At 61.8% G+C, this 25,873-nt stretch carries 30 protein-coding genes; 18 read left to right on the plus strand and 12 right to left on the minus strand.

Annotated features, from left to right (window positions below; translation table 11 throughout):
- Positions 1-24: 24 nt before the first annotated feature.
- A complete protein-coding gene (locus AMC88_RS05820; protein WP_041683570.1) occupies positions 25-1,023 on the minus strand; it encodes an acyltransferase family protein in 999 nt (332 codons plus the stop codon).
- Positions 1,024-1,147: 124 nt separating this feature from the next.
- Here AMC88_RS05820 and AMC88_RS05825 point away from each other — a divergent pair, with 124 nt between their 5' ends.
- From AMC88_RS05825 to AMC88_RS05855, 7 genes are all read left to right on the plus strand, one after another.
- Positions 1,148-1,402 carry a DUF7940 domain-containing protein gene (locus AMC88_RS05825; RefSeq protein WP_064824968.1) on the plus strand — a complete coding sequence of 85 codons (255 nt, stop codon included), beginning with the start codon at positions 1,148-1,150 and terminating at the stop codon, positions 1,400-1,402.
- Positions 1,377-1,841, plus strand: a complete 465-nt coding sequence (locus tag AMC88_RS05830; protein ID WP_064824969.1) for a lysozyme — start codon at positions 1,377-1,379, stop codon at positions 1,839-1,841. The genes AMC88_RS05825 and AMC88_RS05830 overlap by 26 nt, the downstream gene beginning before the upstream one ends.
- On the plus strand, positions 1,841-2,203 hold the full coding sequence (locus AMC88_RS05835) for a hypothetical protein (protein ID WP_064824970.1): 363 nt from the start codon (positions 1,841-1,843) through the stop codon (positions 2,201-2,203). Before AMC88_RS05830 ends, AMC88_RS05835 begins: the two co-directional genes overlap by 1 nt.
- Positions 2,204-2,207: 4 nt before the next feature.
- A complete protein-coding gene (locus AMC88_RS05840; RefSeq protein WP_064825815.1) occupies positions 2,208-2,435 on the plus strand; it encodes a hypothetical protein in 228 nt (75 codons plus the stop codon).
- On the plus strand, positions 2,435-4,276 hold the full coding sequence (locus AMC88_RS05845; RefSeq protein ID WP_064825816.1) for a hypothetical protein: 1,842 nt from the start codon (positions 2,435-2,437) through the stop codon (positions 4,274-4,276). The genes AMC88_RS05840 and AMC88_RS05845 overlap by 1 nt, the downstream gene beginning before the upstream one ends.
- Positions 4,277-4,288: 12 nt before the next feature.
- A complete protein-coding gene (locus tag AMC88_RS05850) occupies positions 4,289-4,717 on the plus strand; it encodes a hypothetical protein (RefSeq protein WP_064824971.1) in 429 nt (142 codons plus the stop codon).
- 192 nt (positions 4,718-4,909) lie between these two features.
- Positions 4,910-5,095 carry a hypothetical protein gene (locus tag AMC88_RS05855; protein WP_004669502.1) on the plus strand — a complete coding sequence of 62 codons (186 nt, stop codon included), beginning with the start codon at positions 4,910-4,912 and terminating at the stop codon, positions 5,093-5,095.
- Positions 5,096-5,376: 281 nt separating this feature from the next.
- Here AMC88_RS05855 and AMC88_RS05860 read toward each other — a convergent pair whose 3' ends face one another.
- Positions 5,377-5,577 carry a hypothetical protein gene (locus tag AMC88_RS05860; RefSeq protein ID WP_012483054.1) on the minus strand — a complete coding sequence of 67 codons (201 nt, stop codon included), beginning with the start codon at positions 5,575-5,577 and terminating at the stop codon, positions 5,377-5,379.
- Positions 5,578-6,017: 440 nt separating this feature from the next.
- Positions 6,018-7,523 carry a DegQ family serine endoprotease gene (locus tag AMC88_RS05865; RefSeq protein ID WP_064824972.1) on the minus strand — a complete coding sequence of 502 codons (1,506 nt, stop codon included), beginning with the start codon at positions 7,521-7,523 and terminating at the stop codon, positions 6,018-6,020.
- A gap of 484 nt (positions 7,524-8,007) precedes the next feature.
- On the opposite strand from AMC88_RS05865, the gene AMC88_RS05870 reads away from it, so the two are divergent.
- Both AMC88_RS05870 and AMC88_RS05875 read left to right on the plus strand, forming a co-directional pair.
- Positions 8,008-9,045, plus strand: coding sequence for a LacI family DNA-binding transcriptional regulator (locus tag AMC88_RS05870; RefSeq protein ID WP_064821582.1), 1,038 nt, complete (start codon positions 8,008-8,010; stop codon positions 9,043-9,045).
- A gap of 101 nt (positions 9,046-9,146) precedes the next feature.
- Positions 9,147-10,067: a LysR family transcriptional regulator gene (locus AMC88_RS05875; protein ID WP_064825817.1), complete on the plus strand. Its 921-nt coding sequence runs from the start codon at positions 9,147-9,149 to the stop codon at positions 10,065-10,067.
- Positions 10,068-10,085: 18 nt separating this feature from the next.
- On the opposite strand, the gene AMC88_RS05880 is transcribed toward AMC88_RS05875, so the two are convergent.
- Positions 10,086-11,039, minus strand: a complete 954-nt coding sequence (locus AMC88_RS05880) for an NmrA/HSCARG family protein (protein ID WP_064825818.1) — start codon at positions 11,037-11,039, stop codon at positions 10,086-10,088.
- A 327-nt stretch (positions 11,040-11,366) separates the two neighbouring features.
- Positions 11,367-13,247 (minus strand): PBP1A family penicillin-binding protein, encoded by a 1,881-nt coding sequence (locus AMC88_RS05885; RefSeq protein WP_225880751.1) that lies wholly within the window; start codon positions 13,245-13,247, stop codon positions 11,367-11,369.
- Between AMC88_RS05885 and AMC88_RS33990 the strand changes: the two genes are divergently transcribed.
- Complete coding sequence (locus AMC88_RS33990) at positions 13,219-13,605, plus strand: hypothetical protein (RefSeq protein WP_225884131.1); 387 nt, start codon at positions 13,219-13,221, stop codon at positions 13,603-13,605. The two genes, AMC88_RS05885 and AMC88_RS33990, sit on opposite strands and share 29 nt — an antisense overlap.
- A gap of 163 nt (positions 13,606-13,768) precedes the next feature.
- Here the strand turns inward: AMC88_RS33990 and AMC88_RS05890 are convergent, their stop codons facing one another.
- The 4 genes from AMC88_RS05890 to AMC88_RS05905 all read right to left on the minus strand — a co-directional run bounded on the left by AMC88_RS05890 (position 13,769) and on the right by AMC88_RS05905 (position 15,974).
- Positions 13,769-14,410, minus strand: coding sequence for a peroxiredoxin-like family protein (locus AMC88_RS05890; RefSeq protein ID WP_012483062.1), 642 nt, complete (start codon positions 14,408-14,410; stop codon positions 13,769-13,771).
- Positions 14,411-14,750: 340 nt separating this feature from the next.
- Entirely contained in the window at positions 14,751-15,083 is a 333-nt protein-coding gene (locus AMC88_RS05895; protein ID WP_029531575.1) for a GYD domain-containing protein, read from the minus strand.
- A 233-nt stretch (positions 15,084-15,316) separates the two neighbouring features.
- Complete coding sequence (locus AMC88_RS05900) at positions 15,317-15,697, minus strand: hypothetical protein (RefSeq protein ID WP_237353170.1); 381 nt, start codon at positions 15,695-15,697, stop codon at positions 15,317-15,319.
- Positions 15,698-15,788: 91 nt separating this feature from the next.
- Entirely contained in the window at positions 15,789-15,974 is a 186-nt protein-coding gene (locus tag AMC88_RS05905) for a 4-oxalocrotonate tautomerase (RefSeq protein ID WP_012483065.1), read from the minus strand.
- A gap of 126 nt (positions 15,975-16,100) precedes the next feature.
- Between AMC88_RS05905 and AMC88_RS05910 the strand changes: the two genes are divergently transcribed.
- Positions 16,101-16,985, plus strand: coding sequence for a LysR family transcriptional regulator (locus tag AMC88_RS05910; RefSeq protein ID WP_064824974.1), 885 nt, complete (start codon positions 16,101-16,103; stop codon positions 16,983-16,985).
- 85 nt (positions 16,986-17,070) lie between these two features.
- Here the strand turns inward: AMC88_RS05910 and AMC88_RS05915 are convergent, their stop codons facing one another.
- Positions 17,071-18,369: an MFS transporter gene (locus AMC88_RS05915; RefSeq protein WP_225884130.1), complete on the minus strand. Its 1,299-nt coding sequence runs from the start codon at positions 18,367-18,369 to the stop codon at positions 17,071-17,073.
- A 119-nt stretch (positions 18,370-18,488) separates the two neighbouring features.
- On the opposite strand from AMC88_RS05915, the gene AMC88_RS05920 reads away from it, so the two are divergent.
- On the plus strand, positions 18,489-19,442 hold the full coding sequence (locus AMC88_RS05920; RefSeq protein WP_064824975.1) for a LysR substrate-binding domain-containing protein: 954 nt from the start codon (positions 18,489-18,491) through the stop codon (positions 19,440-19,442).
- A 137-nt stretch (positions 19,443-19,579) separates the two neighbouring features.
- Here the strand turns inward: AMC88_RS05920 and AMC88_RS05925 are convergent, their stop codons facing one another.
- Positions 19,580-20,185 carry a TetR/AcrR family transcriptional regulator gene (locus tag AMC88_RS05925; protein ID WP_010012964.1) on the minus strand — a complete coding sequence of 202 codons (606 nt, stop codon included), beginning with the start codon at positions 20,183-20,185 and terminating at the stop codon, positions 19,580-19,582.
- 59 nt (positions 20,186-20,244) lie between these two features.
- Between AMC88_RS05925 and AMC88_RS05930 the strand changes: the two genes are divergently transcribed.
- The 6 genes from AMC88_RS05930 (at position 20,245) to AMC88_RS05955 (ending at position 24,196) form a co-directional block, all read left to right on the plus strand.
- Complete coding sequence (locus AMC88_RS05930) at positions 20,245-20,895, plus strand: DMT family transporter (RefSeq protein WP_237353171.1); 651 nt, start codon at positions 20,245-20,247, stop codon at positions 20,893-20,895.
- Between the two features lie 43 nt (positions 20,896-20,938).
- Positions 20,939-21,349, plus strand: coding sequence for an IS66-like element accessory protein TnpA (tnpA, locus tag AMC88_RS05935; protein ID WP_029875829.1), 411 nt, complete (start codon positions 20,939-20,941; stop codon positions 21,347-21,349).
- Entirely contained in the window at positions 21,346-21,693 is a 348-nt protein-coding gene (tnpB, locus tag AMC88_RS05940) for an IS66 family insertion sequence element accessory protein TnpB (RefSeq protein ID WP_008536947.1), read from the plus strand. Before tnpA ends, tnpB begins: the two co-directional genes overlap by 4 nt.
- A gap of 45 nt (positions 21,694-21,738) precedes the next feature.
- Complete coding sequence (tnpC, locus tag AMC88_RS05945; protein ID WP_029875830.1) at positions 21,739-23,373, plus strand: IS66 family transposase; 1,635 nt, start codon at positions 21,739-21,741, stop codon at positions 23,371-23,373.
- 17 nt (positions 23,374-23,390) lie between these two features.
- Positions 23,391-23,663 carry an EamA family transporter gene (locus AMC88_RS05950; RefSeq protein ID WP_064829916.1) on the plus strand — a complete coding sequence of 91 codons (273 nt, stop codon included), beginning with the start codon at positions 23,391-23,393 and terminating at the stop codon, positions 23,661-23,663.
- A 236-nt stretch (positions 23,664-23,899) separates the two neighbouring features.
- The gene (locus AMC88_RS05955) at positions 23,900-24,196 is read left to right on the plus strand and encodes a hypothetical protein (RefSeq protein WP_141397942.1); all 297 of its coding nucleotides are present in this window, start codon (positions 23,900-23,902) and stop codon (positions 24,194-24,196) included.
- Positions 24,197-24,375: 179 nt separating this feature from the next.
- On the opposite strand, the gene cysN is transcribed toward AMC88_RS05955, so the two are convergent.
- On the minus strand, positions 24,376-25,872 hold the full coding sequence (gene cysN / locus AMC88_RS05960; protein ID WP_064824977.1) for a sulfate adenylyltransferase subunit CysN: 1,497 nt from the start codon (positions 25,870-25,872) through the stop codon (positions 24,376-24,378).
- Position 25,873 lies beyond the last annotated feature (1 nt).

Below are 25,873 nucleotides of genomic sequence, written 5' to 3' on the forward strand. Positions count from 1 at the left end.
CGGCTCTGCGGGTTGCCTTTTGAATTACAGGGATTTTTCAGCACCAAAATCGACGCCTTCGTCCAAGCGCCGTCTAACCTCCAAATGCTCCAGCTTTGCCTTGGCCCGCCGCGCGGCGACATGGCACGGTTTCTCAATCCAACGGTAGAACGGATAAACCAGCGCGAGTGAAAGGATGCAGACGACAATCGGCGGCGTTACCAACCATTCAACAGCGGTCGCCGCGATGATGTGGACGAGATAAATCGAGAAGCAGGCGGCGCCTACGGCTTCCAGCATCTTTACGGGGCCTTGGTCTGCAGCACTCCTGATCTCGGCCATGATCCAGCAGGCCGCCAGCGCGGAGAATGGCGTCATAGTCAGGTAGAAGCCGGCAGGTGTGTTGATCGTTGCCCAATATAGGATGGACGCAGTCGTCGCTGTGACAGCGCGCCAGAGCCACACATGGCCGGCGAGTTTCAGGCGGTCGAAATTTTCAGCGAGATAGCAGCCGATCAGCCAAGCGGGAAGGCCGACAACCCAGTTTAACAGCGGCCCGTATGATTTGGCGTTGCCGTAATGATCTGGGCCTACGCCGATCGCGACGCCATATGAGGCTATGAGCGACGCAGCGATGATCAGCGGCCAACCGATGCGGCGAGCTGCCGGCAGGAACAGCGGATAAAGGCAATAGTAGACCGCCTCGCAGACGACGGACCAGAGTATGAAGCCGTCGATGGGATTGTATGCCCTGATGCCCAGTGCTTGCGCCATGAGGAACGCCACCGCGGACGGTGGCACGATGCGAAGGAACCGGCCGGCGAGGAACGGGGCGGTTCGGAGCTCCTGCCGCCGGTATGGGTAATGAATGCAGAAGCCTGAAACCACGAAGAAGGCGATAACGGCGGGGTGACCCGTGAAGATGTAACGCGAAATGCCAGGCATCGACGGCCCAAGCAGATGCGCAAACACAACAGACAGAGCGGCAACCGCCCTGACAGTATCCAAGCCCGCGATTCTATTTGAATGTTGTGATGATCTCATTTCGCTAACGTAACCGTTAAGCGAAAACTTTAGCAATAGACAACTAATAGTGTACTTTTCGGTACTCATATTTGGCGCTGGCTAGGAAGTCAGTCCACGCATTCCCCAACCCGGAGCCCACCCCATGCTCGTCCACAACTGGCGCGCTGTGCTGCGGCGCGCCTGGAGCGTCCGTCTGATGGCGTTGGCGCTCATCTTCATCATCCTCGAGCCGGTCATCAATTTCGTCGCCGGCACCTGGATACCCCGCAACGTCTACATCCAACTCGCCATGTCGGTGGCATCGGGCCTCTTTGCCGCGGCGGCGATCGTCGCCCGCATTGTCTTTCAACGGCAAATCTCAGGAGAACTGAATGGCAAACCGCCTTCAGAGGGGTAGTGCTGCGGCTGCGATGGCCGTGGCGCTTGTCGGCAGTTTCGAGGGGCTGCGGCAGAATGCCTATCCGGATCCGGCGACCGGAGGCCAGCCCTGGACGATCTGTTATGGCAGCACCAATGGCGTGAAGCCCGGGGATCGCAGGACGGTCGCGCAGTGCAAGGCGCTGCTGTCGCTGGAGCTTCAGACCTATGCGCGCGGCATCGAAAGCTGTGTGCGGGTGCCGTTGCCGGATGCGCGTTTCGTGGCGCTGACCTCGTTTGCCTACAATGTCGGCGTCAAGGCGGCCTGCGGTTCGAGCGCTGTCCGGCTCATTAATCAGGGCAGGACGGCCGAGGGCTGCGAGGCGCTGTTGAAGTGGAACCGCGCCGCCGGCATCACCTTTCCCGGCCTGACGCGCCGCCGGCAGAAGGAACGCGCCTTCTGCCTGGAGGGCGTCTGATGTTCGGCCTTCTCGATACGCTGAAGATGGGCGCCGGCATCGCCGCCGGGCTGCTGCTCTATCACCTCTATGCCGTTGCGATCGGCTATCCCTCCGCAGAGCGCCAGGCGCGCGCCGGTTATGTCGTGCTGGCCGAGAAGGCTGCCGCCGAAGCCAGGGCCGACGAGATGGAGCGCCAGCGCGATGCGGCGGCCCGCGCCGGCGAAGAGCATCGCAAGCGGCTGCAGGCGGCCAAGGCCGCCGAGCAGGCCGCCAGAGACACATTGGAAAACGAGATCCGATCCTATGAACTCGAGCTTTCGCAAAAGAACCGCGCTTGCGCTGTCACTGCTGCTGATCGTCAGTGGCTGCTCCGCCACTGAGCGCCTGAACCAGGCGGCGGCTGCCAAGGGGAGGGTGGCGGCCGGCCTCGTGCTGCCGCCGCTGCCCGACGATTTGAGAAGGCAGGAAGCGCATGCGCCTGTCCTCGAAGGCGAGCCGCTGATTGCGATCCTCGCCCGCGAGCGCCAGGCGCTCGACCGCGCCAATGCCCGCCAGGGGCGCACGGTCGAATTCTACGACGACCTCACTAGCCGATATGGAACACGCCGATGATGATGAATGCCATTTCGCTTGCCCTGGCCAATCCGTTGCTGAGCGGGGCAGGCGGCAATGCGGGAGATCCCGACCGCTACATGTTCTTTGCCACCCGCAACCGCATGCCGTCGGGCGGCATCGTCACCGCCGCCGCCGGCACGAATTATGTCTGCACCAAGATCGTCGTTTGCACGCCGTCCTATAAGACGCGAACCTTCCGCTTTCACCTTTCCGGCTTCGCCTCGACGGAGGGCGGAAACTCGCCGCAGGAAACCGTCGTCACCGGCACGATCGGCGCGCCCGGCAATTCGGTCATCGCCGATGCCATGTTCATCCGCGTCGCCGGCATCTTTTACCAATGCAGCTTCGCCGGCTCGAACACGGTGACGGTCGCCGACCAGACGAACGGCGCCTGGACGGACGAACTGACCATTCCCGATGTCGCGCCGGAAAGCGAAATCGAAATCTGGCTGTTTTATCACACCGCCGTCGGCGACAAGATCTGGCCGGTCTACCGCATCCAGAAACATCGCGGCGAACGCGTCTGGGGTGCCGGCGATCTCGACACGCTGCTGGCCTTCAAGGATACGCCGCTCGCCGACAGCACCGCCGCCCTCGATACGAGCTATGGCCAGCAGGCGCAGCCGCAATATTGGGGGGCCGATTTCATGGTCGCCAAGGGCGATTGGGACGGTAGGCCGGTCACCCTCGGTTTCGTCGACAGCATCGGCGAGGCGCGCCAGGAATATTCTTCCGCCGCCGACAGCCGCGGCAATCTCGGCTGGTTGCGACGCTGGCTCGACAAGGACGGCAGCGCCGGACGCATCCCGCATTGCCTGATCGGCATGCCCGGCGCCGGATCGGTGCGCGAATACACCGGATCCGGCTCGTCCATCGCAACCCGGCGAAGGGATATCGTCCGCGAGATCAAGGCCTTCAACGGCAACAAGCTGCCTTTCACCGTCATTGCCAACCAGATGGGCCAGAACGATACCTCGACGTCCTACAGCACCTGGTTCAATACGAATTACAGGGCCTTGGTCGGGCGCCTCCGGGCGGAATATGCCGGCATCAACATTGTGGCGTTCCCGCCGATCGGCCGCACCATGACGACGCGCACCGTCACCTTGACCTCTGTCGGAACGGTGGTCACTGCGACGATTTCTTCCGGCACTAACGGTCTGGTGTCGGGTCAGACGGTGACGATCGCGGGCGCGACGCAAACCGAGTACAACGGAAATGTCGTCATCACCGTCACAGGCTCGACGACGTTCACATATAGCTTCGCGGGATCGGCAACTTCGCCGGCAACAGGCTCGATCACGGCGAGCAACCTATACCTGCAGGCATCTTTCCAGAGCTATTCGGCAAACAACACCTGGCCAGCAGACGGAACCGATGCATCGGGCAAATGGCGTCTGCATGACGATATCATGGCGCGGACGTCCGCATGCTGCGACGCTGCGATCGACACCTATTCTGCATGGACGTCCGGTGTGAAGGGCGGCGCTTGGCCGGGCATGTTGGAGCTTGCCAGCACGACTGTCACCACGCAGGCAGGGACAGATGGTGTTGCAACCTATTCGACGATCGAGGTCGCGGATGCGAGCGTCTTTCGCCCGGAGCAGGAGATCAACACCTATGCCGGACCCGATGGCATGGCGCGAATTTCGACCACGACAATCGCAAGTATCGCCGGCAATGTCCTGACGATATCGCCGGTACGTGCTGCGGTGCTGCCGGTCGGGTCCGTCGTGCGGCCGAGCGTGACGTCTGATGGCGTGCACCCGTACCCGGTTATGGTCGACCGCATCGCCGGCGGCATTGCGCAATCCGAAAAGCTGAAATTCAATTCGTAACAGGGTGCCGATATGACATCGAACGACGATATCCTGCGCGCGCTCGGGCGCGTGGAGGGCCGGCTGACCGGCATCGAGGAAAATGTGGCGCTGCTGCGCCAGGAGATGGGCGACGAAAAAGCGAACGCCCATGATTCCAGGGCGGCGATCCACAAGCGCCTCGACGAGCAGGCAAGGCAGATCGCCCATCTCGACACGAGAGTGGCGATCAGCGGCGGCGCCGATGCGCAGATTCGCGCCGAGATCGGAACGCTCAAGGAAACCGTCGAGAAGAACCAGGAGACGGTCGGCCCGGCGCTCGAGGAGTGGAAGCGGATGAAATCGATCGGCTACGGCATTTCAGGGCTGATCGCCTTTGCCGGCCTGACGACCGGCGGGATTGTCGCCTATGCCAGCGACGGCGCCGTGGCGGCGCTCAGGCATTGGTTGAAGATCAGTTGAGCAAGATCATCAATCCCGGTGCTCGCAATCCAGCAGGTGACGGGACATTCGCAAGTAAACGCAGCAAAGCTCCACGCGTCCGATGTGATATATTGCTGCAGCCGAAGCTCAATCAACATATTTCGAAATTTTAGCATTTGCTAACGAACCAAACTGCCGCCTGTTTGTTATCCTCTCCAGGAGGAAATAGACATGAAGAGCATGAACAATCGCCAAGTTCGCATTCCTGGTCCGCGGGAGCATGACGTTGCGGAGCATTGCCGCAAATTTGGCATTGGACCGGCGGAGGAGAAGAAGCTGAAGAAGCTGCTCGGGTCACACGCGCCATTGCACGAGATCCAGGCCAATGCGCCGCCGCGTCAGCCGAAATGGCGGTAACGTGCTGTCTGTACTTCCCAGGACGGAAGGAAACTCCGGCAGCGACAAATTGCGTGGCCAAATTTATACTCGGGCTGCGCGACCATGGGTCACGGAATATTTCCGAAGCGAGAAATAAGTTAGGAAATACTCCGCCATTTAAGTATTTTGGCTGGGAACTTCCGGAACGAACCGGTGTTTCGATTGCAGGGCCGCGTGGCAGGTTTTCGTCTCCTGTGTACCCCTGCTACCCCTGCAGGCGCTGCGCGGCCCACTCATGTTTTCCCCGAACGCCGCCCCCTTTAAGAGCGCAACTCGCGCGACAGCATCAGAATGTAATCATCGGCAATATCGGCGACCACCATGGCCGCTTCCGCCGGCGTAAAGCCCCAGGCGGCGGCCTCGGCGACAATCTTCATCACATGCGGTTCAAGCGCCTCGCGGCAATCGGACAGCGTTTTGACATGCGGGCATTCGGCCCGAAATTCCACGACATTGCTCATGGCATACCCTCCGTTTGATATGTTGCGCCCTTCTGTATGAAGCCGTTCTCTCCTGGGCTCTCCAGGGAAAGGCGGGCTAGGGGTCCGGTGAGCAGTTCCGGACATTTAGCAATCGTGAAAATACGATGGCACAGGGCGGCACGCTTTCAAGCGGATGCTGATATTAAGGTAAGCCGGTAGGGTTAATTCGGCAGGGGCCGCTTGCCGTCCATTCGCGCGCCTGTCCGCTAGTGACGCAACCTCTTGTTTCCCTGTCGCTTTCCGGCACGGAAAATGGGCGGCCCGGCCGGATTTTCGCGCAAAAATCTCGGAATTTACCATAGCAACGGCGGCCATCGCTCGGAGACGGGCAGCCTTGTGCCGGGGGCGGACAGAGACAAGGAAAGCCCGCTTGCACGGGCTTCCGATCTCCGTTTCGGATGTCGCAACGCGCGGCCGCCTCAGGCTGTGGCAAAGGGCACGGCGACAAAAGTCTTTTGACCATCGCGTTCGATGAGCAGCAGCACCGATTTGCGGCCGGCCTTGCCGGCTTCGGCGATCGCGGCCTTGACGTCGCGGGCATTGTGCACCGGCCGGTCGTTGACCGAGACGATGACGTCGCCCGACTGGATGCCGGCGGCGGCGGCCGACTTATCCGGCTTGACGCTGGCGACCACGGCTCCGTTGACGGAGCGCGGCAGATCGAGCTGCTGGCGCACATCCGGCGTTAGATCGGCGAGGCTGATGCCGAGGCTCGGCTGGCCGGATGCCTGGCCCTGCCTATCCGGGTTTTCGGCCGCCGCCTGCTTCTGGGCGCCGGCATTGGCGCCGACGGTGACGTTGAGCTCCATCGTCTTGCCGTCGCGCCAGAGGCCAAGCGATTCCCGCGTGCCCGGCGAAAGATCGGCGACGAGCCGCGACAGGTCCTTCGGCGTCTTGACGGCCTCGCCGCCGACCGAGGTGACGATATCGCCGGGTTTCAGGCCGGCCGCTGCGGCCGGGGTATCGGCGGAGACGGCGGCCACCAGCGCCCCGCCTGTTTTGTTGAGACCGACGGCATCGGCGACGTCCTTGGTAACCGGCTGGATCTGCACGCCGAGATAGCCGTGGTCGATCGAGCCGTTCTTCTCAAGCTTGGCGACGATCGCCTTGGCCTCATCGGAGGGAATGGCGAAGCCGACGCCGACGCTGCCGCCGTTCGGCGAATAGATGGCGGTGTTGATGCCGACCACCTTGCCTTCGCGGTCGACCAGCGGGCCGCCCGAATTGCCGTGGTTGATCGGCGCGTCGATCTGGATGAAATCGTCATAGGGTCCGCTATGCAGGTCGCGGCCGCGCGCTGAGACGATGCCCGCCGTTACCGTCGTGCCGATGCCGAAGGGATTGCCGATCGCCAGGATCTGGTCGCCGAGCTTCAGCCTGTCGGAATCGCCCCAGGCGATGGTCTGCAGCGGCTTGCCGGCCGCGATCTTTAGCACGGCGACGTCGGATTTCGGGTCGGTGCCGATCAGCTTGGCCGGCAGTTCGGTGCCGTCGTCGAGCGTCACCTTGATACCGAGGGCATTGTCGATGACGTGGTTGTTGGTGACGATGACGCCGTCGGGGCTGATGATGAAGCCGGAGCCGAGCGCCATCGCATGCTGCGAGGGTTTTTGCTGCGGCGCCTGGCGCGGCAGGGGGATGCCCTGATCCTCGAAGAACTGGCGGAACTGCTCATCCATCGGCGAGTCCTGCTGACCGGCGCTGACGTCGGTCGCTTTGACCGTCGTGGTGATGGTGACGACGGCCGGCTTGTCGGCATCGACGATCGCGGCGAACGAGCCGCTTGCGGCAAGGATGCCGCCGGTATCGGAGGGGGCAGCCAGCGCGGTGGAGCTGTTGATCGCAAAGGGCAGGCAGGCCGCGCCGGCGATGATGGCGGCTCCGACAAGCGCTGCGGTGCGGTGTTTGAGGAGGATGTGTGACATGGCGATAATCCCTTGGGCGGTCGCCCCTTGGAAGAAGATTGGCTTTTGATGGCGTCGTGGTTCCATGTCATGGGACCTGGCGTCGAATGGCGGATGGCGCCAATTCTCGGGGACACGCGCAGTCGTCGGGGGCGGCGACCTGGCGAATGGAAGAATTCGCGCTTGCCGATTCATATGATCGCGCCGGACCGATTTACAAATTAAATATCGATCATGTTTGTATTGCCGATTTGTAAGGTTTCTCCTGGGTTTAACCCTGCTTTTCCAGAGGGCTGCGGCAAAGGCCGGCCGCTTCCGACCGGCGTCATGGATAGTGGTCTTATGGCCGCCGATTCCGCGCCCGTAATTTGCCGGCAAATGATGCTGAGCCTGCCGGAACATGTCGCGACGATCAGATGTTAGTAGACTCTAAATTATTTCTTCTTCAGAAAGTAATGAGGGAGAATCGGCGGTGGTCGAGTCCCGTGATGGCAGACGGGGAGCGATGAGCAAGTCGGTGGAGTGGGGGAGGAAGCCGAGGCGCGACGCGCCTGTGAAGCTGAGCGATGTGGCCAAGAAGGTGGGCGTCAGCCCGATCACCATTTCGCGCGCGCTGCGAAATCCCGAAATCGTCTCCGAGGATCTGCGCGAGGAGATCCTGCGTGCGGTCGAGGAGATGGGCTATATTCCCAATCTTGCCGCCCGGGCGCTGGCCGGCCGCCACAACGGCATCGTCGCCGTCATCACGCCGGCCCTGCACCAATACGGCTTTACCGACCTGATGGTCGGTATTGAGGATCGTTTCCGCGACACCGATCTCACCGTGCAATATTCCAACACGCTGCACCATGCCGAGGGCGAGGCCGGCCTGCTGAAATCATTCCTGACGCAGAAGCCGGCCGGCGTCATCATTGCCGGCGCCGAATCCTACCGCGATCTTCTGCCGCTGATCGACAAAGCTCCCTGTCCCATCGCCCATGTCACCGATCTCAGCCAGGAGCCGCAGAAGCTGGTCGTCGGGCTCGACCATTATACGGCAGGCGCCGAACCCACCCGCTTCCTGTTGTCGAGAGGCTATAGCAGGATCGCCTTCTTCGGCCGCGGCGCCGATGTCCGCTCGCGCCGGCGGATCGAAGGCTATGAGGCGGTGATGCGGCAAGCCGGGCGCTTCGACCCCGATCTCATTATCGGCGGCGATGCGCCAAGCCGCACCGGCCTCGGCAGGGAGCTGTTTGCCCGCCTGCTCGAGCGCGTGCCCGATGTCGATGCGGTCTTCGCCCAGAGCGACGAACTGGCGCTCGGCGTCCTCATCGAATGCAAGGCGCGCGGCATCCGCGTGCCGGAGGAGCTCGGCATCTGCGGTTTCAATGATCTGGAATTCTCCGCCTTCGTCGAGCCGTCGCTGACAACGGTGTATATCCCGCGTCAGGACATCGGCTACCGCGTCGCCGACATGCTGCTGCGCGCCATCCGCGACGAACCGCCTGATGAAGACCGGGTCGACTGCGGTTTTTCGATCATCGCACGCGGTTCGACACGGTAATTGTTGCGACACCGTGACAACGGATATGGCGCCGAGCCTTGCTGCCAGGCACGGTCGGGATTATTCCGTCGACGGACGAAATAACGATGGCTGTGCTGAAAATGGATAAGGGCGGACCGGGTTTCGACAGGATGCGCACATTTGTCCGCGTCGCCGAGCGCGGCAACCTGTCGATGGTCGCAAAGGAGCTGGGCATCGGCCAATCGACCGTGACGCGGCACCTCAACGAGCTTGAGGAGGCTGTCGGCGTGGCCCTCCTCAGCCGCACCACGCGTCGCGTCACCCTGACGGAAGAAGGCAGTCGCTATTATACCAACTGCCTTCAGATATTGCGCCTGGTCGAACAGGCTGCAGAAGAAGCCAGAGCTGCACGTCAGGCGCCGGCTGGCGCGGTGCGCCTTTCCTGTACGGCAGCGCTCGGTGTCATGCATGTTACGCGCACGATCTTTGACTTCCAGGACCGGCATCCCGATATCCGCGTCGACCTCAATCTGACGGACGAGCGTATCGACCTGGTGCGCGAGGGCGTTGACGTGGCGCTGCGCCTTGGACCGCTCGCCGACAGCTCAATGAAACTGCATGCGGTCGGCGAGAGCCAGCGGCTGCTGGTCGGCGCTCCGGCCTATCTGTCGGCCCGTGGACGGCCGGAGCATCCGGCCGATCTGTCACGCTACGAAACCATCGTGATGTCCAATGTGGCAGGCAGCAATCAACTCCTTCTTTCCGCTTCCGATGGCACAAGGCTGGTCGTTCCGGTCAGTGGCCGGCTGCGCGTCGACCACGGACTTGCGGCGCGCGAAGCCCTTGCCGCCGGACGCGGCATCGGCCCGACCCATCTCTGGCTGGTTCACGATCTGCTGGACGATGGCCGGCTCGAGGTGGTGCTCGGGGACTATCGGCCGTCGCCGGTTCCGGTGAGCTTGCTGATCGTGCCGGAGCGTGCAGCCGTTGCCCGCGTTCGCCTGCTCGTCGACTTTCTTGCCGCCGAGGTCGCCAAGCTGCCGGGAATCCGGCCATCGTAGTTTTGTGCGAGACGGGCTTCAGCCTCCGAAAGACCGCTTGTCGCCGCGCCAGCCCGACGTCCGCAAAAATTGCTCCCAGTTGAGCGTCTCCGGCGCCAGGCGACGGCTCCATTCGAGATCGTGCTCCTTGCCGAAATAACCGTACTCGACAGCATATTCGACCATTCCGAGAAGCTCTCGAACGAAAAATTCGTTGGCGGCAAACTCCGGAAAATAGGCGAGCAGCCCGTCCCTGGTGAAAGCATTGCGATACTCGGCCTTGATGCCGGTCACGCGTTGAAAGGTTTCGACCATCTGCCGCGGCGAAATGATATCGCCGACGACCGGCAGCGTTTTGCCGTTATAACGCGCGGGGTTTGAGAAGATCTCAAGGACAACGGGCCCGGTCGCCGTCAGTGGATCGACAAAAGGTGCTGCGAAATCTTCAGGAAGATAGATCGGCAGGAGCAGCGTGTCGCCGTCCATGCGCGGCGCATAATATTCGAGCAGGTTGGTGTAGAAGAATGCCAGCATGATGAAGGAATGCGAGACCGGCAGGCCGCGAATGTGATCTGCAACCCGCGCCTTGTCGGTGAAGTGCGGCGCATATTTTGTACCGCCGGTGATCTTGTGGACATTCTCCAGCGTGCTGAAAACAATGTGCTGAACGCCGGCCTCGACGGCTGCATCCGCCAATTGCCGCCCGAGAGGCGCCTCGATTGTCTCCGGCGGGGCGATCGGCGGCGTCATCAGAAACGCGCCATCCGCGCCCTTGAAGGCAGCAACGAGATCGTTCTGACGGCCGAGTTCGAGCGGCATCGTGACGATCTCGGCGCCGAGCTTCTCGAGACGCAAGGCTTCCGGCGAATCCTTTCTGCGCGTGAAAGCACGGACGCGGAAGCGCTGGCTTTCAAGAAGTGTCGTAACGACGCTGCGCCCCTGTTTGCTCGTTGCACCTGTTACCGCGATCAATGGCTTGTTGTCTGTAGACATGGTTTTCATCCTTTTCCTGTCGCTCGCGCCGACCAGGACGGCGGGCGTGTTCGCAAGGCCTGGGCGAGGGGGTCATGCCGATCACCCTGCCTCGACGGTGGGCACTCTATCGGAACAGGGTTTATGGCTGTAGATGGCCGAAATGCATAAGATAATGCCATTTTATGGATAGGTGAGCGCGGGCCGCGCGCGAATACAAGTCGGCAGCCGATGGCCGCTCCGACCGCCCAAACGCGCGCGGGTTGAGGGTGAGCGGCCGAACAAGTCGTTCGACGGCGTTGTTATCGTCAGGCAAGCATGGCGGGTCTCATCTCCCGCCGGACCACATCACTTTTCGCAGAGCCGTCGGCCGCCGGAATATGGCTGGTAGGTACAATCGGACGGCCGAAAAGAGCGGTAGCTACGCGAGCAGGCGGTGATGTTGCAGGACTGCGGCGCGCCTTGACCATCATCTGCGGCTTCGGCCGATCGCACGCCGTTCAGTGTTGCTTCGCTCGTCGACTCGCGCATGAAGTCCCGCCAGATATGCGCCGGCAGGCCGCCGCCCGTCACCCCCTTCATCGGCGCGTCATCATCATTGCCGACCCAGACGCCGACGACGAGCGCGTCCGTGAAGCCGACGAACCAGGCATCACGATTGTCCTGGCTCGTGCCGGTCTTGCCGGCGGCAAACGTGCCGGGATCGGCGCCGCGTCCGGTGCCGCGCTCGACCACCAGCTGCAGGAGGCCGAGGAGATCGGACTGATAGGGCGAAAGGTCGACATTCGGCTTTGACTGTGAGCCGACGCGAAACGTCTTGGGCTGCCCTGCCGCCTGGAAGTCGATGATGCCCCAGGGTTTGACGGGTGCCCTGCCGAGTTGGACGGAGGCATAGGCGCTGGTGAGGTTGAGCAGATTGACTTCGGAGGTGCCGAGCGCCAGGGACGGCGTGTCGGCGAGTGGTGCATCGATGCCGAGTTCGCGCGCGGCGGCAATCACATTGTCCAGGCCGACCTCTTGGGCGAGCGCCACGGACGCGGCATTGAGCGAGCGCGCGAAAGCCTCGGCAAGCGTCACCCAGCCGCTATAATTGCCGCCGGAATTTTCCGGCGACCAGCCGTCGATGTCGATCGGCGCGTCCAGAACCTGGTCGGACAGAGTGAACCCGGCCTTCAAGGCTGCGTAATAGACGAACAGCTTGAAGGTGGAACCCGGCTGGCGCATCGCAGTGACGGCGCGGTTGAACTGGCTGGCCTTATAGTCGCGCCCGCCAACCATCGCGACGACCGCGCCGTCGGGCGTCATCGCAACCAAGGCGGCCTGCGATGCGCCGACCGTCTTTCCCTCACCGTCCAGAGCTTTTTTCACGATCCGTTCGGCGCTCTGCTGCAACTGCGGCACCAGCGTGGTGCGCACCGTCGTCGAACCCGGCGAAGCGCCGGCGATTTCGCTCGCCTGCGGCGAAATCCAATCGGCAAACCAGCTTCCGGAGCGCGGCGTGGGCGTCGTCGGGTGCAGCTTGGCAAAGCTCGTCTTGGCCTCCGCCGCCTCCGGCGCGGTGATCTTGCCATTGGCCGCCATCGCGTCGAGAACGACCATGGTGCGCTGCCGCGCGCCTTCGAAATTGTCGATCGGATTCCACTGGCTCGGCGCCCGCAGCAATCCCGCCAGCATCGCCGACTCCGGCAGGTCGAGCGCCCCGATGTCCTTGTTGAAATAGATGCGCGCGGCGGCGGGCATGCCGGTGGCGCCGGCGCCGAGATAGACGCTGTTGAGATAGCGCGTCAGGATTTCCGCCTTGCCGAGCTTCCACTCCAGCCAGAAGGCGATGACGACCTCCTGTATCTTTCGTTTTATGGTTCGGTCGCTGTCGAGATATTGCAGCTTGATGAGTTGCTGGGTGATGGTGCTGCCGCCTTCCACCACCGAACCGGCCTCGAGATTCCGCACAAGCGCTCTCCCCATGCCCCTGGGATCGATGCCGAAATGATCCATGAACCGGCGATCCTCGATCGAGAGGACGGCATCGATCAGATGCGGCGGAAACTGGTCGTATCGGGCATATGGCCCCTGATAAGGTCCTTGTCTCACCAACGGCGCACCGTCGGCCGTTTCCAGCACGACGACGGGCTTGAGCGTTCCGTCCCGGATTTCGCTCCAGGGCACGTCCTTCAGGGCCCACACCAGCACGCCTGCGACGATGAGGCAAGCAAGCAAGGCCGACCCCAAAGCGAATTTCCGCCATCCGGCGATGCGCCATGCGCTCTGTCGATTTTCACGCGGGCTTGAGCGCCGATCGCGAATACGGCGCCCCGCTCTGGCCAAAGCCGTCGTCATCCATGTCAGGGGCGCCGACGCCATTCCAGGCCGTATCGACCTCCGGAACTTCGCCCCCCAAGACACGGCGGCCGTCCTGATCTTTGCCAAGGCAGAATTTGCCTGCACATCCTGGCGTATTGCTCGCAAAAGAGTTCTGGCGGCCTGCCTGGTCTGGTCGAAGGAGCCATGGGGCTTCTGCGGCTCGTCGCCTTGGGTGGTTCCCGGCGAATCCGAGGCGGCCGCCGGCGCTGCCGAATCCAGGTTCTGATTGCCACCCGAACTCGAACTGCTAACGCTTTCACCAGAGGATTCGGGAGAATGGGGCATCGATTACCGCTAAAAAGGCCACGCAGCATGAGCTTTATAGCCGGGTGATGCCGCGTGTTCCACCGCAAAAGGCCCCGGCGGACTGCGCCCATGAGAATGACAGCTTAAAGGGCTATTTCTGAAGCGACCGAGATCAATTCCTGGGAGTTCGGTCCCTTGAATGTCTGGACCCCAGCCTCCAGAACTTCCGTGAAGCTCCAGCGCACGATGCCCTCCCGGTCGATGAGGAACTGACCGACAAGCTGTCCGTGGTCGGCAGTCATCATCTGCTGATCGGCGTCCGTAATCTGATAGCCTTCCTTCTCGTTGAGAAATTCGTCCATTGCCATCACGCCCATGGGCTCCGGCAATTCGCCGGGAAGATCGAGCCGTATCGCCATGACCGTGTCGATCCCGACCTCGCGCAAGCCGAAGGCTTGGTGCGAAGCTCGTACGGGGTCGGAAGCCGCCAGAAGATCGGGTATCGGATGGTAACGGAAATAGAGCCGCGCGCGTTCGACCGGGGTGTTGACAACAGCCAGGGATTGGACGCCTTTCTCACGCAGCGTCGGGTTGAGATATGCCATGGCCGCGACATGGCGCCGGCAGAACGGACAATGCAGGCCTCGGAACAAACCGATCAACAACGGGCTGTGGCCACGAAAATCATCGAGCGCGATCTTCCCCTCGCGCGAGATCGCATCAAGTACCACGTTCGGGACCCGGTCGCCCGGTTGCAGCGGATGGTCGACAGAGCGCGTGGACATGGACAACCTCCTCGCTCAACAATCAGTCGAGAAAAGGCGCCACGCTAGGTGTCTGGAGGTCTGGATTGAGCGTTGACCTGACCTCTCGCTTACCGCACGCCAGGATCTAACCTGAGAATGAGCCCACATTGGCCCGTGGGCAAGCGGCAAACGGCGAATCGTGAATTCAAAAAGCCCGTTTCTGCAAAACTCTGGTTTTCTTGGCGCCGTAAGGTCCCCAGCGCAAATGCGTTCAACTGCTGTTTAGTCGCAAGCCTCCAAGCCGAAAGCAATTGTGTCAACTACGAACTGGCAGCGGATCGAACATCCGCTGCCAGAGATGATCCAACGAGTGGTCTGCCTATTTTGCAGGGGCTTTGTAGGCAGATGCGATTTTGCCCGCCTTTTCTTGGGCGGCCTTGAATTCCGCACCCGTGTATGCTCGCACGGTTTTGATATTCGATACTGCTCCCGATGCGCCGACGACAAGAAGTGCGGGGATCAGGTCAACACCGTCGGGGAATTCCGCGATTATCATCCAGTCAGTTTCGCCGGTCGTGAGGTAGAAAGAATGCTGTTTCCCGCCGGCTGCTTCCATGATGGCACGGGCCGCCGCTTCCCGGTCCGATGGATCGGCGATCATTCCCTTCGCTGCCGTGGCTGAATAACACCCTGTGATTACGAACAGTGGCATAGGACATCCTCCCTCAACTATTCGGGCAGATCGGGTGATCTGCCGCATATTCAATATCTCACATCTAGGCGTTCGCCGCGATTAGATAAACCGGAGTAAACCCAGCCTACGAGTGGGAGTGGACTGCCATGCACAATGAAGGCGCAGGAAACACAATTCCTGCGCCTTCAAAATCGATCTACCGAACGGACTGAACCTAATCGCAATTCGCGCTGAGTGAACCGTTGGTCTCCTCAGCGGGGCTTTACGTTGGCGTGCTCGTTGGCGGCATCCGTGTCAGTGGCCGGCGTCTGGGTGTCGTGTCCGGTGAACGGACTTCCCTGGCCGGGCGCCAATGTACCGCTGTGACCGGCACTGTTGGTCGTAAAGGCGTGCGTTGTGGACGCTGCCGTGCTGCCGGACTTCAATCCATGCTGTTCCGCCTGGAAAAGGTGGTCGTCCGCCTGGGCAACGCCGCAGGTGGAAATCAGCAAGAACACCGCGGCAATCAAGGGATGGATTTTCATCGCAGGAACTCCTTCGTTTTCAGCCCTGGACGACAACACCCTGGCCACCGCCGATATTCGGCGGTTCTTCATCACATCCTCGTGAGCCACCGCCTGCAGAACAATCACGTCGCTTGCACGAGGGCCGCTTGCCGGCTCTCTGCCCAAGACCACGCCGGCGGCGCCCGCAGCGCGAGCCTTCGATGCTGCGGGTCGACTCTCAGGCCTCGGATTTCAGCTTGCCGCCGACCGCCCAGGAGTCCTTGCCGATCTCCGTTATCAGGATTTCCACCGACTCGGGCGGGCATGCCAGCGTTTCGACGGCGGCTTTGGTCGCTTCGCGGGCGAAGGCGCGTTTCTGCTCGTCGGTGCGGCCGGGATGCATCTGCAGGTGAAGAATGGGCATGTTTTCTCCTTGGTCATGTTGGCAATGTCCGTCGCCTCGGCTCGGGACATGACCACTATGTTGTAAGTACCAAGGTTGATAAATAAGCTGCTTGTATCGTCATTCGAAACCCACAGGTAGGCAATCATGGACAAGCTGGCCGGCATGGCGATGTTCGTCAGGGTCATCGATAACGGCAGTTTCGCGGCGGCCGCGGAGATCGCGCAAGTGTCGCCTGCCATGGTCGCCAAGCACATCAAGACCATCGAGACCCGGCTTGGGGCGAAGCTGATCCATCGCACCACGCGACGCCATCAGCTCACAGAGGTTGGCCAGCTCTATTACGAGCGCTGCAAACGCGCGCTTTCCGAAGTGGCGCTGGCCGAGGCTTCGGCGAGCGAGCTGCAATCGGCGCCGCGCGGCCGGCTTCGCGTGGTGGCGCCCGTCAGTTTCGGGACGCAGGTCCTGGTGCCGGCGCTGATCGATTACCAGAACGCCTATCCCGACGTCAGCATCGAGCTATCGCTCGACAACAATGTCCATGACCTCGTCGGCGAGGGCTTCGAGCTCGGTATCCACATCGGGCCGTTGTCCGACGACAGCCTGGTCGCCCGCCCGCTCACGCCCTACCGGCGCATTCTCGCTGCCGCGCCGGACTATCTTGCCCGCCATGGCCGCCCGGTCTCGCCCGAGGCTCTGACCAACCATCTCTGCCTCGGCCACTCCTATTGGCGCAGGCAGGATCGCTGGCACCTGGTCGGACCGGGAGGCGAAATGCGTGATGTGCCGATCTCCGGAAAATTCTCCACCAACCAGGGGGCAGCGCTGCGCATGGCAGCGCTCAGCGGCGCCGGAATCGTGCTTCAGCCGGAACTGTTGCTCGCTGCCGATATCGCCGAAGGCCGTCTTGAGCAGGTGCTGCCGGAATGGTCCTACAGGCCTGTTCCGATGTTTCTGGTTTACGCGCCGAACCGCCGGCCGACAGCGATGTTGCGGACGGTGATCGATTTTCTGGTGGAACGATTTGGCTAGCGGCGCGAGTCGACGATGGCCAGGAGCGGTCGGCACCGTCGGTTTTCGAGCGCCCAAGAAGAAGCTGCCGTTTCGCCCCCCGCGTTCACCGACGCAACGTTCGAGGCCCGGCGGCCGCAACGAAGGCGAGTGCCGCTGCGATCAGGAGCAGCGCCGTGCTGAGGTTGGCGATGTATGCCACGCCGCCGATAGCGGCCGGGCCCATGAGGATGCCGGTATAGCCGATGGTGGTGACACTTGCGATAGCAAGGCTCGCTGGCATGCGCCTCTGAGCTCCCGCAGCGGTGTAGAGAACGGGCACGATGTTAGACGCTCCAAGTCCCACCAGCAGGAAGCCGGCCAAAGCGAGGAGTTGCATCGGCGCGAAGACGGCAAGGATAAACCCGGCGGCGCTGACGAAACTGCCGACTACAATAATCCGGCTACCTCCAACGGCTTTCACGATCCCATCACCGGCCAAACGGCCGATGGTCATTGCTACGGCGAAAGCCGTGTAGCCGAAGCCAGCGATGGCGGGATCGAGTCCATGTGTCTCGATCATGAAGAGTGCACTCCAGTCGAGTACTGCGCCTTCAGCGAGGAACAAAATAAAGCACAGAAGGCCGATGACCACGACAATCCCACTTGGCGCAACGAAGTGCGATGCACCATTTGCTTCCCGATTGCCGTAAGAGAGAAGAACCCGACGCGATAGGCGTGCGAGGAGAATCACAGCCCCGCTGATGACGAGCGTCGCATGCAGCGGTTTGAAGCCCGAGTGCATGAGAAGGCTGACACCGCCCGCTCCGAGTATGCCGCCGAGGCTGAAGATCCCGTAGAAGCCGGACATCATGTTGCGGCCGCTGTCCTTCTCAACCATCACCGCCTGGATGTTGGTCGCAACGTCGAGAGTGCCGAGGCTCGCGCCGAAGATCGCCAGCGAGATCGCCAGCGTCACGACGTCATTCGAAAGCGCTAACATCGGCAGTATAAGGGCGACGGCGAGCGAGGACGCGAAGAGCACCGCCCGGCATCCGAAGCGGTTCGCCAGAAGTCCGGTGAGCGGCATCGCGACGATGGAGCCGAGCCCGAGGCAGAGAAGGACGAGGCCTAGGGTTCCGTCGTCGATGGCAGTTCGCGCCTTTGCGAACGGTACGAGCGGCGCCCAAGCCGCCATCGCGAGGCCTACCGCAAGGTACATGGCTCGGGTCCCCCACTGTTCGGGACCGCCGGAGCGATGATGAAGGTGGGCTGCCGCGGCGCCGTCGGAGGCTGCAAAGTTCATTGGGAACTCATCGATCCGTTGGTGTACTTCGTTCGATACATGCGGGTTTCGGGTACCTCCCACGGAAGGGCGGATGTTCAAATCGGCGTGCGTCGACAGGAACTGTATCGTTTGGATCAAAATGGATGGAGTCGCTCATCGGGAGGCTTTCAAGACATCAGATTTCCTGTAGCATTCGGGATAAACTGGCTTAATGCAAAGCAATTGATTTGTCACAAGAGGTTAGATAATCTGTCTTCATGTCTGACTGGTTGCCGTCAATGAATGCCCTGCGCGCCTTCGAGGCGACTGCCCGACATTTGAGCTTTGCTCAGGCGGCAGCGGAACTGCACGTCACACCGGCAGCCGTGAAGCAGCTGGTGCGCAAGCTGGAGGAGACGCTCGGCCTGTCTCTGATCGAACGAGCGGGGCGTGGGCTGCGGTTGACGGCGGCTGGAACGGCGGGCCGGGACGGGTTGGCGACCGGCTTCGATCATCTGGCCGAGGCTGTCCGGCGCATGCGCGTTGAGGGAGGGCGCAGGCGGCTCGTTGTTTCAGCCGAGCCGTCCTTTGCCACCGCCTGGCTGGTGCCGCGGCTCGAGCGGTTCCGCCTTCGCGAGCCCGAAGTGGATGTGCTGATCGACTCCTCGGCGCATCTGGTCGATCTGGCTCGGGGCGATGCGGATATTGCCATCCGCTTTGGAGCAAGGCCGGATGACACGGTTGTCACCCTCCGGCTGTTCGATGAGGAATTGTGCGCGTTCTGCAGTCCTCAGATCGCGGAAGGGCTGGACGAGCCCACCGATCTTGCGCGTTGCCGGTTCATCCATTGGGAAACCTCCGCCCTCGGCTGGGCGACCGCCACGCGGACTTGGGTGGACTGGACACTATGGCTGGAGCAGATCGGAGCATCAGGCGTCGAGTCTTCCAGCGGCTTGCGATTCAGCGATTACAATCTGGCGGTCCAGGCTGCGATCGCCGGTCAGGGGGTCGTGCTTGGAAGTCGACCGGTTCTTGCTGATCTCGTTTCGGCGGGGCTGCTCGTCCGTGCAGTTCCGCAAAGCGTTCGCACTGACGTCGGCTATGACGCTGTGACGACGCGCAACGCAATCAAAAGGGGCGAGGTTGAGTCCTTCATCGGGTGGATCGCAACTGAGGCCAAAGGGCATCTGACGACGGCATACGGTGTTCCCGGCGCGGGCTCCCCAGGGTGATCGCCTTCAAACAGATTAAACCCAAGAAAAATGCCCCGCGACATCGTCCTCGCCGCATTGCTCTCTGCGCTGTGGCACCGGCGGTGCAGCGTCTCCTGGTTCGCATCCGGGAGCTGAGACTAATCGGCGAAGAAGCTTTAGCAGGGGCTCGACGCGGCACGCAGGGTTAGCCTTTTGAGGCCTTTGTTCCGGAAGCGGGTAAACGCTGGCATGTCGTCCTTCACCTTCACCCGGATGAGCGCTCCTTCGTAGGCCTCGACGATGCATGCGGCGAGATCGGCTATGTCCTCCCCCTGCGCGAGGTCGCCTTCCTGTTGAGCAATGCACAGTAGGTCTACGATGCTCCGTTCCCAGCGATCAAATGAGGTGGCTAGCGCATCAAGTACGAAGGCGCTCCGTCCTGCCGCCGTTTGGGCGAGTACCCCATAGAGGCACCCTGCATAGGGTGCTTCTCGTATCAGCTCCTGTTCGAGCATTTCAAAATAAGCGTCGAGACGGGCCAGCGGGGGGCGCGACGTGTCCGAGAACAGCGCCTTCCTGATCATGCTGTACTTGGCTTCATAGGCCTCGATGATCGCGACGACGAAATCGTCCTTGCTCTGGAAGAAGTAGTAGAATGATCCCTTCGGGACATCGACGGCCTTCAAGATCGGCCCGATCCCGACGCCTTCGTACCCATGAGCGAGCAACTGTCGCAAGCCCTCGGAAAGGAGACGCGTGCGCGTCGCAGATTGAATATTCATAACTAGACCGATCGTCTACAAGGTTGAATATGCATCATAGCTGCGCGGAGGAATTTGTCATGAGCTTATCACAGGAACGTCGTACCGGGATATATCTGGTCATCGCGTCGGCGCTCATGTGGAGTACCGCAGGCCTATTCGTGCGCATGGCCGACATGGATGTCTGGTCGATGGTCGCTTGGCGGTCAGCGTTCTCCTTCGTGACACTTGGAGCTTTCCTGATTGTCCAGAGAAGGGTTGGTAGGCGGTCGCGGCTTGGTTCCTACGGGATGCCGGGTGTCACAGCCTCCGCTGTCTCTGCGTTCGCTGCTATCACCTATATCGCATCCCTTCAGTGGACGACGGTCGCCACTGTGATGACGGTCTACGCCACCTTGCCCTTCATCGCGACAGGTATCGCCTTCCTCTGGCTTCGGGACCGTGTGACCTATCGTTTCGTCGCCGCCGGCAGTGCGGCCTTCGTCGGCGTGGCTATCTCGGTCGGCGCGGCCGTGTCGGCTCGGGATGTGCTGGGTATTCTGTGCGCCTTCGCCATGACTGCAGGGTGCGCCACCCAGATCGTTATCGCTAGGCGCTTTCCGGATATGGACACGACGATGATGACGGCCTTTGCGGCTCTCGCTTGCCTGTGCATCGCGTTGCCGCTGATGCATTTCCGGATCCTCACGCCGCAGCGTAAGCGCCCGGTGAGGGCCGTCTTGCGAGGTTGAGACGAACATCGGAAGTCCTAGTGCAAACACTAGGAGTAGTCCTATGACGAAGCATCCGATTGAAGTGATCACGTCTGTCGAGCGCCGACGGCGCTGGTCTCGGGAAGACAAAGAGCGGCTTGTTGCGGCCTGCTTTGAGCCAGATGCGGTGCTTTCCGAGATTGCCCGTGCGGCCGGTATCCATGTCAGCCAGCTTTTCCGTTGGCGCAAGGAGCTTTGCCAAATCGAGGAGCCGAAGACGGAAACGGCGAGCACGTTGGTGCCGGTGATCCTATCCGAGGCCGCGCCTCCAGCCACGCCCATTCCCTCGGGGCCGCCTGCCCCATCGCAGTCCCGCCGGAAGCGTAGCGATGTGACGATTGAGCTGGGTCGGGGCCGTCGTATTCGCGTGGACAGCGACATCGATACCGAGGCGCTGGGCCGTATTCTCGATGTCGTGCTGGAACGGAGATGATCCCGGTTCCGAGTGGTGTGAAGGTCTGGCTGGCGACAGGCCATACGGACATGCGCAAAGGCTTCCCCGGCCTATCGCTGATGGTGCAGGAGACGCTGAAGCGCGATCCGATGTGCGGACACCTGTTCGTGTTCCGCGGTCGCGGTGGTGGCCTGATCAAGGTCATCTGGCATGACGGCCAGGGAGCCTGCCTGTTTACGAAGAAGCTTGAACGCGGACGCTTCGTCTGGCCGTCGGCGGCAGATGGATCGGTGGTGATCACACCGGCGCAGCTCGGTTATCTGCTGGAAGGTATAGACTGGCGGATGCCGCAAAAAACCTGGCGACCGACGTCGGCAGGATGAGCAAAAGCACTGGAATGGCTGGGTCGAATATGATTCCATCCTACCATGAACGATGCGGCCGAACAGCTTCCTGACGATCTTGCCAGTGCGCTTGCACTGCTGGCGCAAGAGCGTGCCTGGCGTATGAAAGCCGAGGCGGAAGCCGCCAGTGCCAAGGCGCTCGTGTCACATTCAGAAGCGCTGATCGCGCGGTTGAAGCTGGAGATCGAGAAGGTTCGCCGTGAACTTTACGGCAGCCGGTCCGAGCGCAAGGCGCGACTTCTCGAGCAGATGGAGCTGCAACTCGAGGAACTCGAAGCCGACGCTGGTGAAGACGAACTGGCGGCGGAGATTGCTGCCAAGGCTTCTACAGTCCGGGCGTTCGAGCGAAAGCGTCCATCACGGAAGCCGTTTCCCGAACACCTGCCGCGCGAGCGCGTCGTCATCGCCGCCCCGACGAGTTGCCGCTGCTGCGGTTCCGCCAGGCTGTCGAAGCTCGGCGAGGACATCACCGAGACGCTGGAGGTGATCCCGCGCCAGTGGAAAGTCATCCAGACTGTGCGGGAGAAGTTCTCCTGCCGCGAATGCGAGAAGATCACTCAGCCGCCCGCACCTTTCCATGTGACGCCGCGCGGTTTTGCCGGGCCGAACCTGCTGGCGATGATCCTGTTTGAGAAGTTCGCCCAGCATCAACCGCTGAACCGCCAGAGCGAGCGCTATGGCCGAGAGGGGATCGACCTCAGCTTATCGACACTGGCCGACCAGGTCGGTGCTTGCGCGGCGGCGCTGAAGCCCATTCATTCGTTGATCGAGGCGCATGTTCTGGCCGCCGAGCGGCTGCATGGCGACGACACCACCGTGCCGATCCTGGCGAAAGGCAAAACCGATACGGGGCGCATCTGGACATATGTCCGGGATGACCGACCGTTCAGCGGGCAGTCACCACCGGCAGCTCTTTACTATGCGTCGCGGGACCGGCGGCAGGAGCATCCCGAGCGCCACCTGAAGACCTTTACCGGCATTCTGCAAGCGGATGCTTATGGCGGCTACAATCCCCTGTTCAAGGTTGACCGCGATCCCGATCCGCTGACGCAGGCACTGTGCTGGGCGCACTCACGCCGCAAGTTCTTTGTGCTCGCTGACATTGCCACGAATGCCAAACGCGGCAGCCGTGCCATGCCGATCTCGCCGCTGGCGCTGGAGGCTGTCAAACGGATCGATGCCCTGTTCGACATCGAGCGGGAGATCAACGGGCTTGCCGCCGACGAACGCCTGCAGCGCCGTCGCATCGACAGCCTCTCACTCGTCAAAGAACTCGAGGACTGGATGCGGACCGAGCGGGCAAAGCTGTCGCGCAGTTCTCCTGTCGCCGAGGCTATCGATTACATGCTGAAGCGTTGGGACGGCTTCACGTCATTCCTGGAAGATGGGAGAATTTGCCTGACGAACAATGCAGCCGAGCGGGCGCTGCGAGGCTTTGCTCTCGGAAGGAAGTCATGGCTCTTCGCCGGATCGGATCGTGGTGCTGATCGCGCAGCCTTCATGGCGACGCTGATCATGAGCGCAAAGCTCAACGACATCGATCCGCAAGCCTGGCTTGCTGATGTCCTCGCCAACATCGCTGACACGCCGACGAGCAAACTGGAACAATTGCTTCCGTGGAACTGGACGCCGACGGCGCTGGATGCTCAAGCGGCCTGACCTGCGTCCTTCACCGGATGCTTACGCCGCAGCAGTTTCTTGCCTGTGCGCTGTACGGGGTGTTCACGACGGGCATAGGTTATATCCTTCTGCTCCTCGGGTCTCGTCGTGTGGGTTCTGGAGAGGCCGGGCTGCTCTCCATGCTCGACGTCGTGCTTGGGCCAGTGTGGGTATGGCTCTTTTATGATGAACAGATTTCGCTGCCGGTCCTCGTTGGAGGTGCGGTCGTTCTGTTAGCGGTCCTATGGTACCTGGCGTCGGATCGAAATACTGCTGTCGTGGCCGGGTAAGCGGTTGGGTCGGACACCGACCGAAATGGCCCGCGTTCACTATTTTAGGGTTTCATAAAAGCCGTACAGAGCTTTTTCGTCCCGATAAGACTTGCGCTGTTGTGCAGCAGCATCGGTCTCAGGCGATGGATCATTCCTCGGCATGGGAGCCGGTGTTGATGATCCGGCCGCCTTCGGGCTTGATCATGTGTAGCCCGGCTGTCATCGACATGTTTACCTGATGGACAGTATTTCATGTGACTTATCGTGTGATGAGAAACTTCTACAACCAGAGATTCATCGGCATCGTGGTCATTGCTGCCTTGGTGATAGCTCTCTTACTGATCGATGATGTAGGCTCGTCATGGCGGTCAGCAATGCTGGTAGCCATACTGGGGCCGGTTGGAGCACTTTGGATGTTCCGCCTACTCTGCTTAATATTCATTGGCTTAGCGCTGTGGGCGATATGGCAAGATGTTAAGTCGCAGACGCGCGTTGACCGGATCATCGCCCAGCGGAATATGATCGAAAAAGATATCCGTCGCGACGAGTGACGGGTTTTCAACGATATCGACCGAGACCCGGCGTGAGGAGCTTGCTGCAACGTACGAGGATCTGATCGACTTCATCACTGAATCTTGTGACAGAGCCGTTCGCGAAGAATGCGCCAGCCCCGCAGCCAGCGGGTTCGGCATTACGAAAAGGGCCGGTCTTCCCGGCCCCTTATCTCCTATCAGATATCGCTTGCCGCGCTCGACCAGAGGTCGGCGGCTTCGGCGGCCGTCATGCGGCGCACCTCGGCCTCGTGGCTGCGGCTGGCGAAGAGTTCGCTCGCCATGATCTGCTCGGCGAGATCGGCCGGCAGCGAGAGGATGACGCGGGCGTCGCCATTGTGCAGGCCGCCGAGCTCGGTGCGTTTGCCGGTCACCATGCCGCCGGCGACCGTGTTGTTGGTCTCCGGATCGATCAGGATGAAGGAGCCGGACTGGCGGTTCTGCTCATAGGGGTCGAAGATCGCCGCTTCGTCGAAGTAAAGCCGCACCTTGCCGATCGCATTCATGTAGAGCCGCTGGGCGGCGTTCCACGTGCCGGTCTTCAATTCGAGCTGGCTGAGCGGCTGCACCTGGACGCGCTGGCGGCGCGAGCCGCTCTTCAGCCAGTAGCGCTTGCCGGGCTCGATGCCCTCGGGCTGCAGCGCGACGATTTGCGCGTCGAAGGCGAGGCCGACCTGCGGCTGGGCGTCGATCGAGACGATCATGTCGCCGCGCGCCACGTCGACCTGGCGGTCGAGCACCAGCGTGATCGCGTCGCCGGCGACGGCGGCGTTGCGCACGAGATCGAAGGTGACGATCTTGGAGACATTGGCGACCATGCCGGACGGCAGGATCATGACGCTGTCGCCGGGTTTGACCGAGCCGCCGGCAACCGTGCCCTGATAGCCTCGGAAGCTTTCACCCGGACGAGAGACGCGCTGCACCGACAGGCGGAAGCCGACCGTCTGCGACGAGCGCACGGTGGCCAGTTCCAGCGTTTCCACCAGCGTCGGGCCGCTGTACCAGGGCATGGCGCCCTGGCCGGAATAGACGACGTTTTCACCCTTCAGCGCCGACATCGGAATGGCGGTGATCTGCTTGACGCCGAGCGACAGGGCGAATTCCCGGAATTCGTGGCTGATCTTCTCGAAGCCGGCGCGGTCGTAGCCCGTCAGGTCGATCTTATTGACGGCAAGCACGAACTGCTTGATCCCGAGCAGCGAGGCGATCGTCGCGTGACGGCGTGTCTGCTCCAGAATGCCGAAACGCGCGTCGACCAGCAGGATGGCGAGATCGGCGGTCGAAGCGCCCGTCGCCATATTGCGGGTATATTGCTCGTGGCCGGGCGTGTCGGCGACGATGAAGGAGCGCTTGTCGGTCGAGAAATAGCGATAGGCGACATCGATGGTGATGCCCTGTTCGCGCTCGGCCTGCAGGCCGTCGAGCAGCAGGGCGAAGTCGGGCAGGCCGAGATCGTTCTGCTTGCCGGTCGAATCGCGCTGCAGCGTGGCGGCCTGATCTTCCTTGACCGCCTTGGTGTCCCAGAGCAGGCGGCCGATCAGCGTCGATTTGCCGTCATCGACGCTGCCGCAGGTGATGAGGCGCAGCGGGCGCGAGTCGCGCTGGGCCTTCTGCGGCTCGGCCGCGGGCAGGCTGACGGCGGTTGCGGCCGAGACGGCGGTGTTGGCTGCGGTCATC

This window comes from Rhizobium phaseoli (assembly GCF_001664385.1).
Lineage (GTDB): Bacteria > Pseudomonadota > Alphaproteobacteria > Rhizobiales > Rhizobiaceae > Rhizobium > Rhizobium phaseoli.

Bases quoted from the DNA above. Each gene is read 5' to 3' on its own strand.
- AMC88_RS05855 (WP_004669502.1), top strand. From the start codon at position 4,910: ATGAAGAGCATGAACAATCGCCAAGTTCGCATTCCTGGTCCGCGGGAG.
- AMC88_RS05825 (WP_064824968.1), top strand. From the start codon at position 1,148: ATGCTCGTCCACAACTGGCGCGCTGTGCTGCGGCGCGCCTGGAGCGTC.
- AMC88_RS05830 (WP_064824969.1), top strand. From the start codon at position 1,377: ATGGCAAACCGCCTTCAGAGGGGTAGTGCTGCGGCTGCGATGGCCGTG.
- AMC88_RS05820 (WP_041683570.1), bottom strand. From the start codon at position 1,023: ATGAGATCATCACAACATTCAAATAGAATCGCGGGCTTGGATACTGTC.
- AMC88_RS05870 (WP_064821582.1), top strand. From the start codon at position 8,008: ATGAGCAAGTCGGTGGAGTGGGGGAGGAAGCCGAGGCGCGACGCGCCT.
- AMC88_RS05880 (WP_064825818.1), bottom strand. From the start codon at position 11,039: ATGTCTACAGACAACAAGCCATTGATCGCGGTAACAGGTGCAACGAGC.
- AMC88_RS05895 (WP_029531575.1), bottom strand. From the start codon at position 15,083: ATGCCACTGTTCGTAATCACAGGGTGTTATTCAGCCACGGCAGCGAAG.
- AMC88_RS05850 (WP_064824971.1), top strand. From the start codon at position 4,289: ATGACATCGAACGACGATATCCTGCGCGCGCTCGGGCGCGTGGAGGGC.
- AMC88_RS05835 (WP_064824970.1), top strand. From the start codon at position 1,841: ATGTTCGGCCTTCTCGATACGCTGAAGATGGGCGCCGGCATCGCCGCC.
- AMC88_RS05865 (WP_064824972.1), bottom strand. From the start codon at position 7,523: ATGTCACACATCCTCCTCAAACACCGCACCGCAGCGCTTGTCGGAGCC.
- AMC88_RS05950 (WP_064829916.1), top strand. From the start codon at position 23,391: ATGCTTACGCCGCAGCAGTTTCTTGCCTGTGCGCTGTACGGGGTGTTC.
- tnpC (WP_029875830.1), top strand. From the start codon at position 21,739: ATGAACGATGCGGCCGAACAGCTTCCTGACGATCTTGCCAGTGCGCTT.
- tnpB (WP_008536947.1), top strand. From the start codon at position 21,346: ATGATCCCGGTTCCGAGTGGTGTGAAGGTCTGGCTGGCGACAGGCCAT.
- AMC88_RS05845 (WP_064825816.1), top strand. From the start codon at position 2,435: ATGATGAATGCCATTTCGCTTGCCCTGGCCAATCCGTTGCTGAGCGGG.
- AMC88_RS05930 (WP_237353171.1), top strand. From the start codon at position 20,245: ATGAGCTTATCACAGGAACGTCGTACCGGGATATATCTGGTCATCGCG.
- AMC88_RS05890 (WP_012483062.1), bottom strand. From the start codon at position 14,410: ATGTCCACGCGCTCTGTCGACCATCCGCTGCAACCGGGCGACCGGGTC.
- tnpA (WP_029875829.1), top strand. From the start codon at position 20,939: ATGACGAAGCATCCGATTGAAGTGATCACGTCTGTCGAGCGCCGACGG.
- AMC88_RS05860 (WP_012483054.1), bottom strand. From the start codon at position 5,577: ATGAGCAATGTCGTGGAATTTCGGGCCGAATGCCCGCATGTCAAAACG.
- AMC88_RS05905 (WP_012483065.1), bottom strand. From the start codon at position 15,974: ATGCCCATTCTTCACCTGCAGATGCATCCCGGCCGCACCGACGAGCAG.
- cysN (WP_064824977.1), bottom strand. From the start codon at position 25,872: ATGACCGCAGCCAACACCGCCGTCTCGGCCGCAACCGCCGTCAGCCTG.
- AMC88_RS05875 (WP_064825817.1), top strand. From the start codon at position 9,147: ATGGATAAGGGCGGACCGGGTTTCGACAGGATGCGCACATTTGTCCGC.
- AMC88_RS05910 (WP_064824974.1), top strand. From the start codon at position 16,101: ATGGACAAGCTGGCCGGCATGGCGATGTTCGTCAGGGTCATCGATAAC.
- AMC88_RS05925 (WP_010012964.1), bottom strand. From the start codon at position 20,185: ATGAATATTCAATCTGCGACGCGCACGCGTCTCCTTTCCGAGGGCTTG.
- AMC88_RS33990 (WP_225884131.1), top strand. From the start codon at position 13,219: ATGAGGCAAGCAAGCAAGGCCGACCCCAAAGCGAATTTCCGCCATCCG.
- AMC88_RS05920 (WP_064824975.1), top strand. From the start codon at position 18,489: ATGTCTGACTGGTTGCCGTCAATGAATGCCCTGCGCGCCTTCGAGGCG.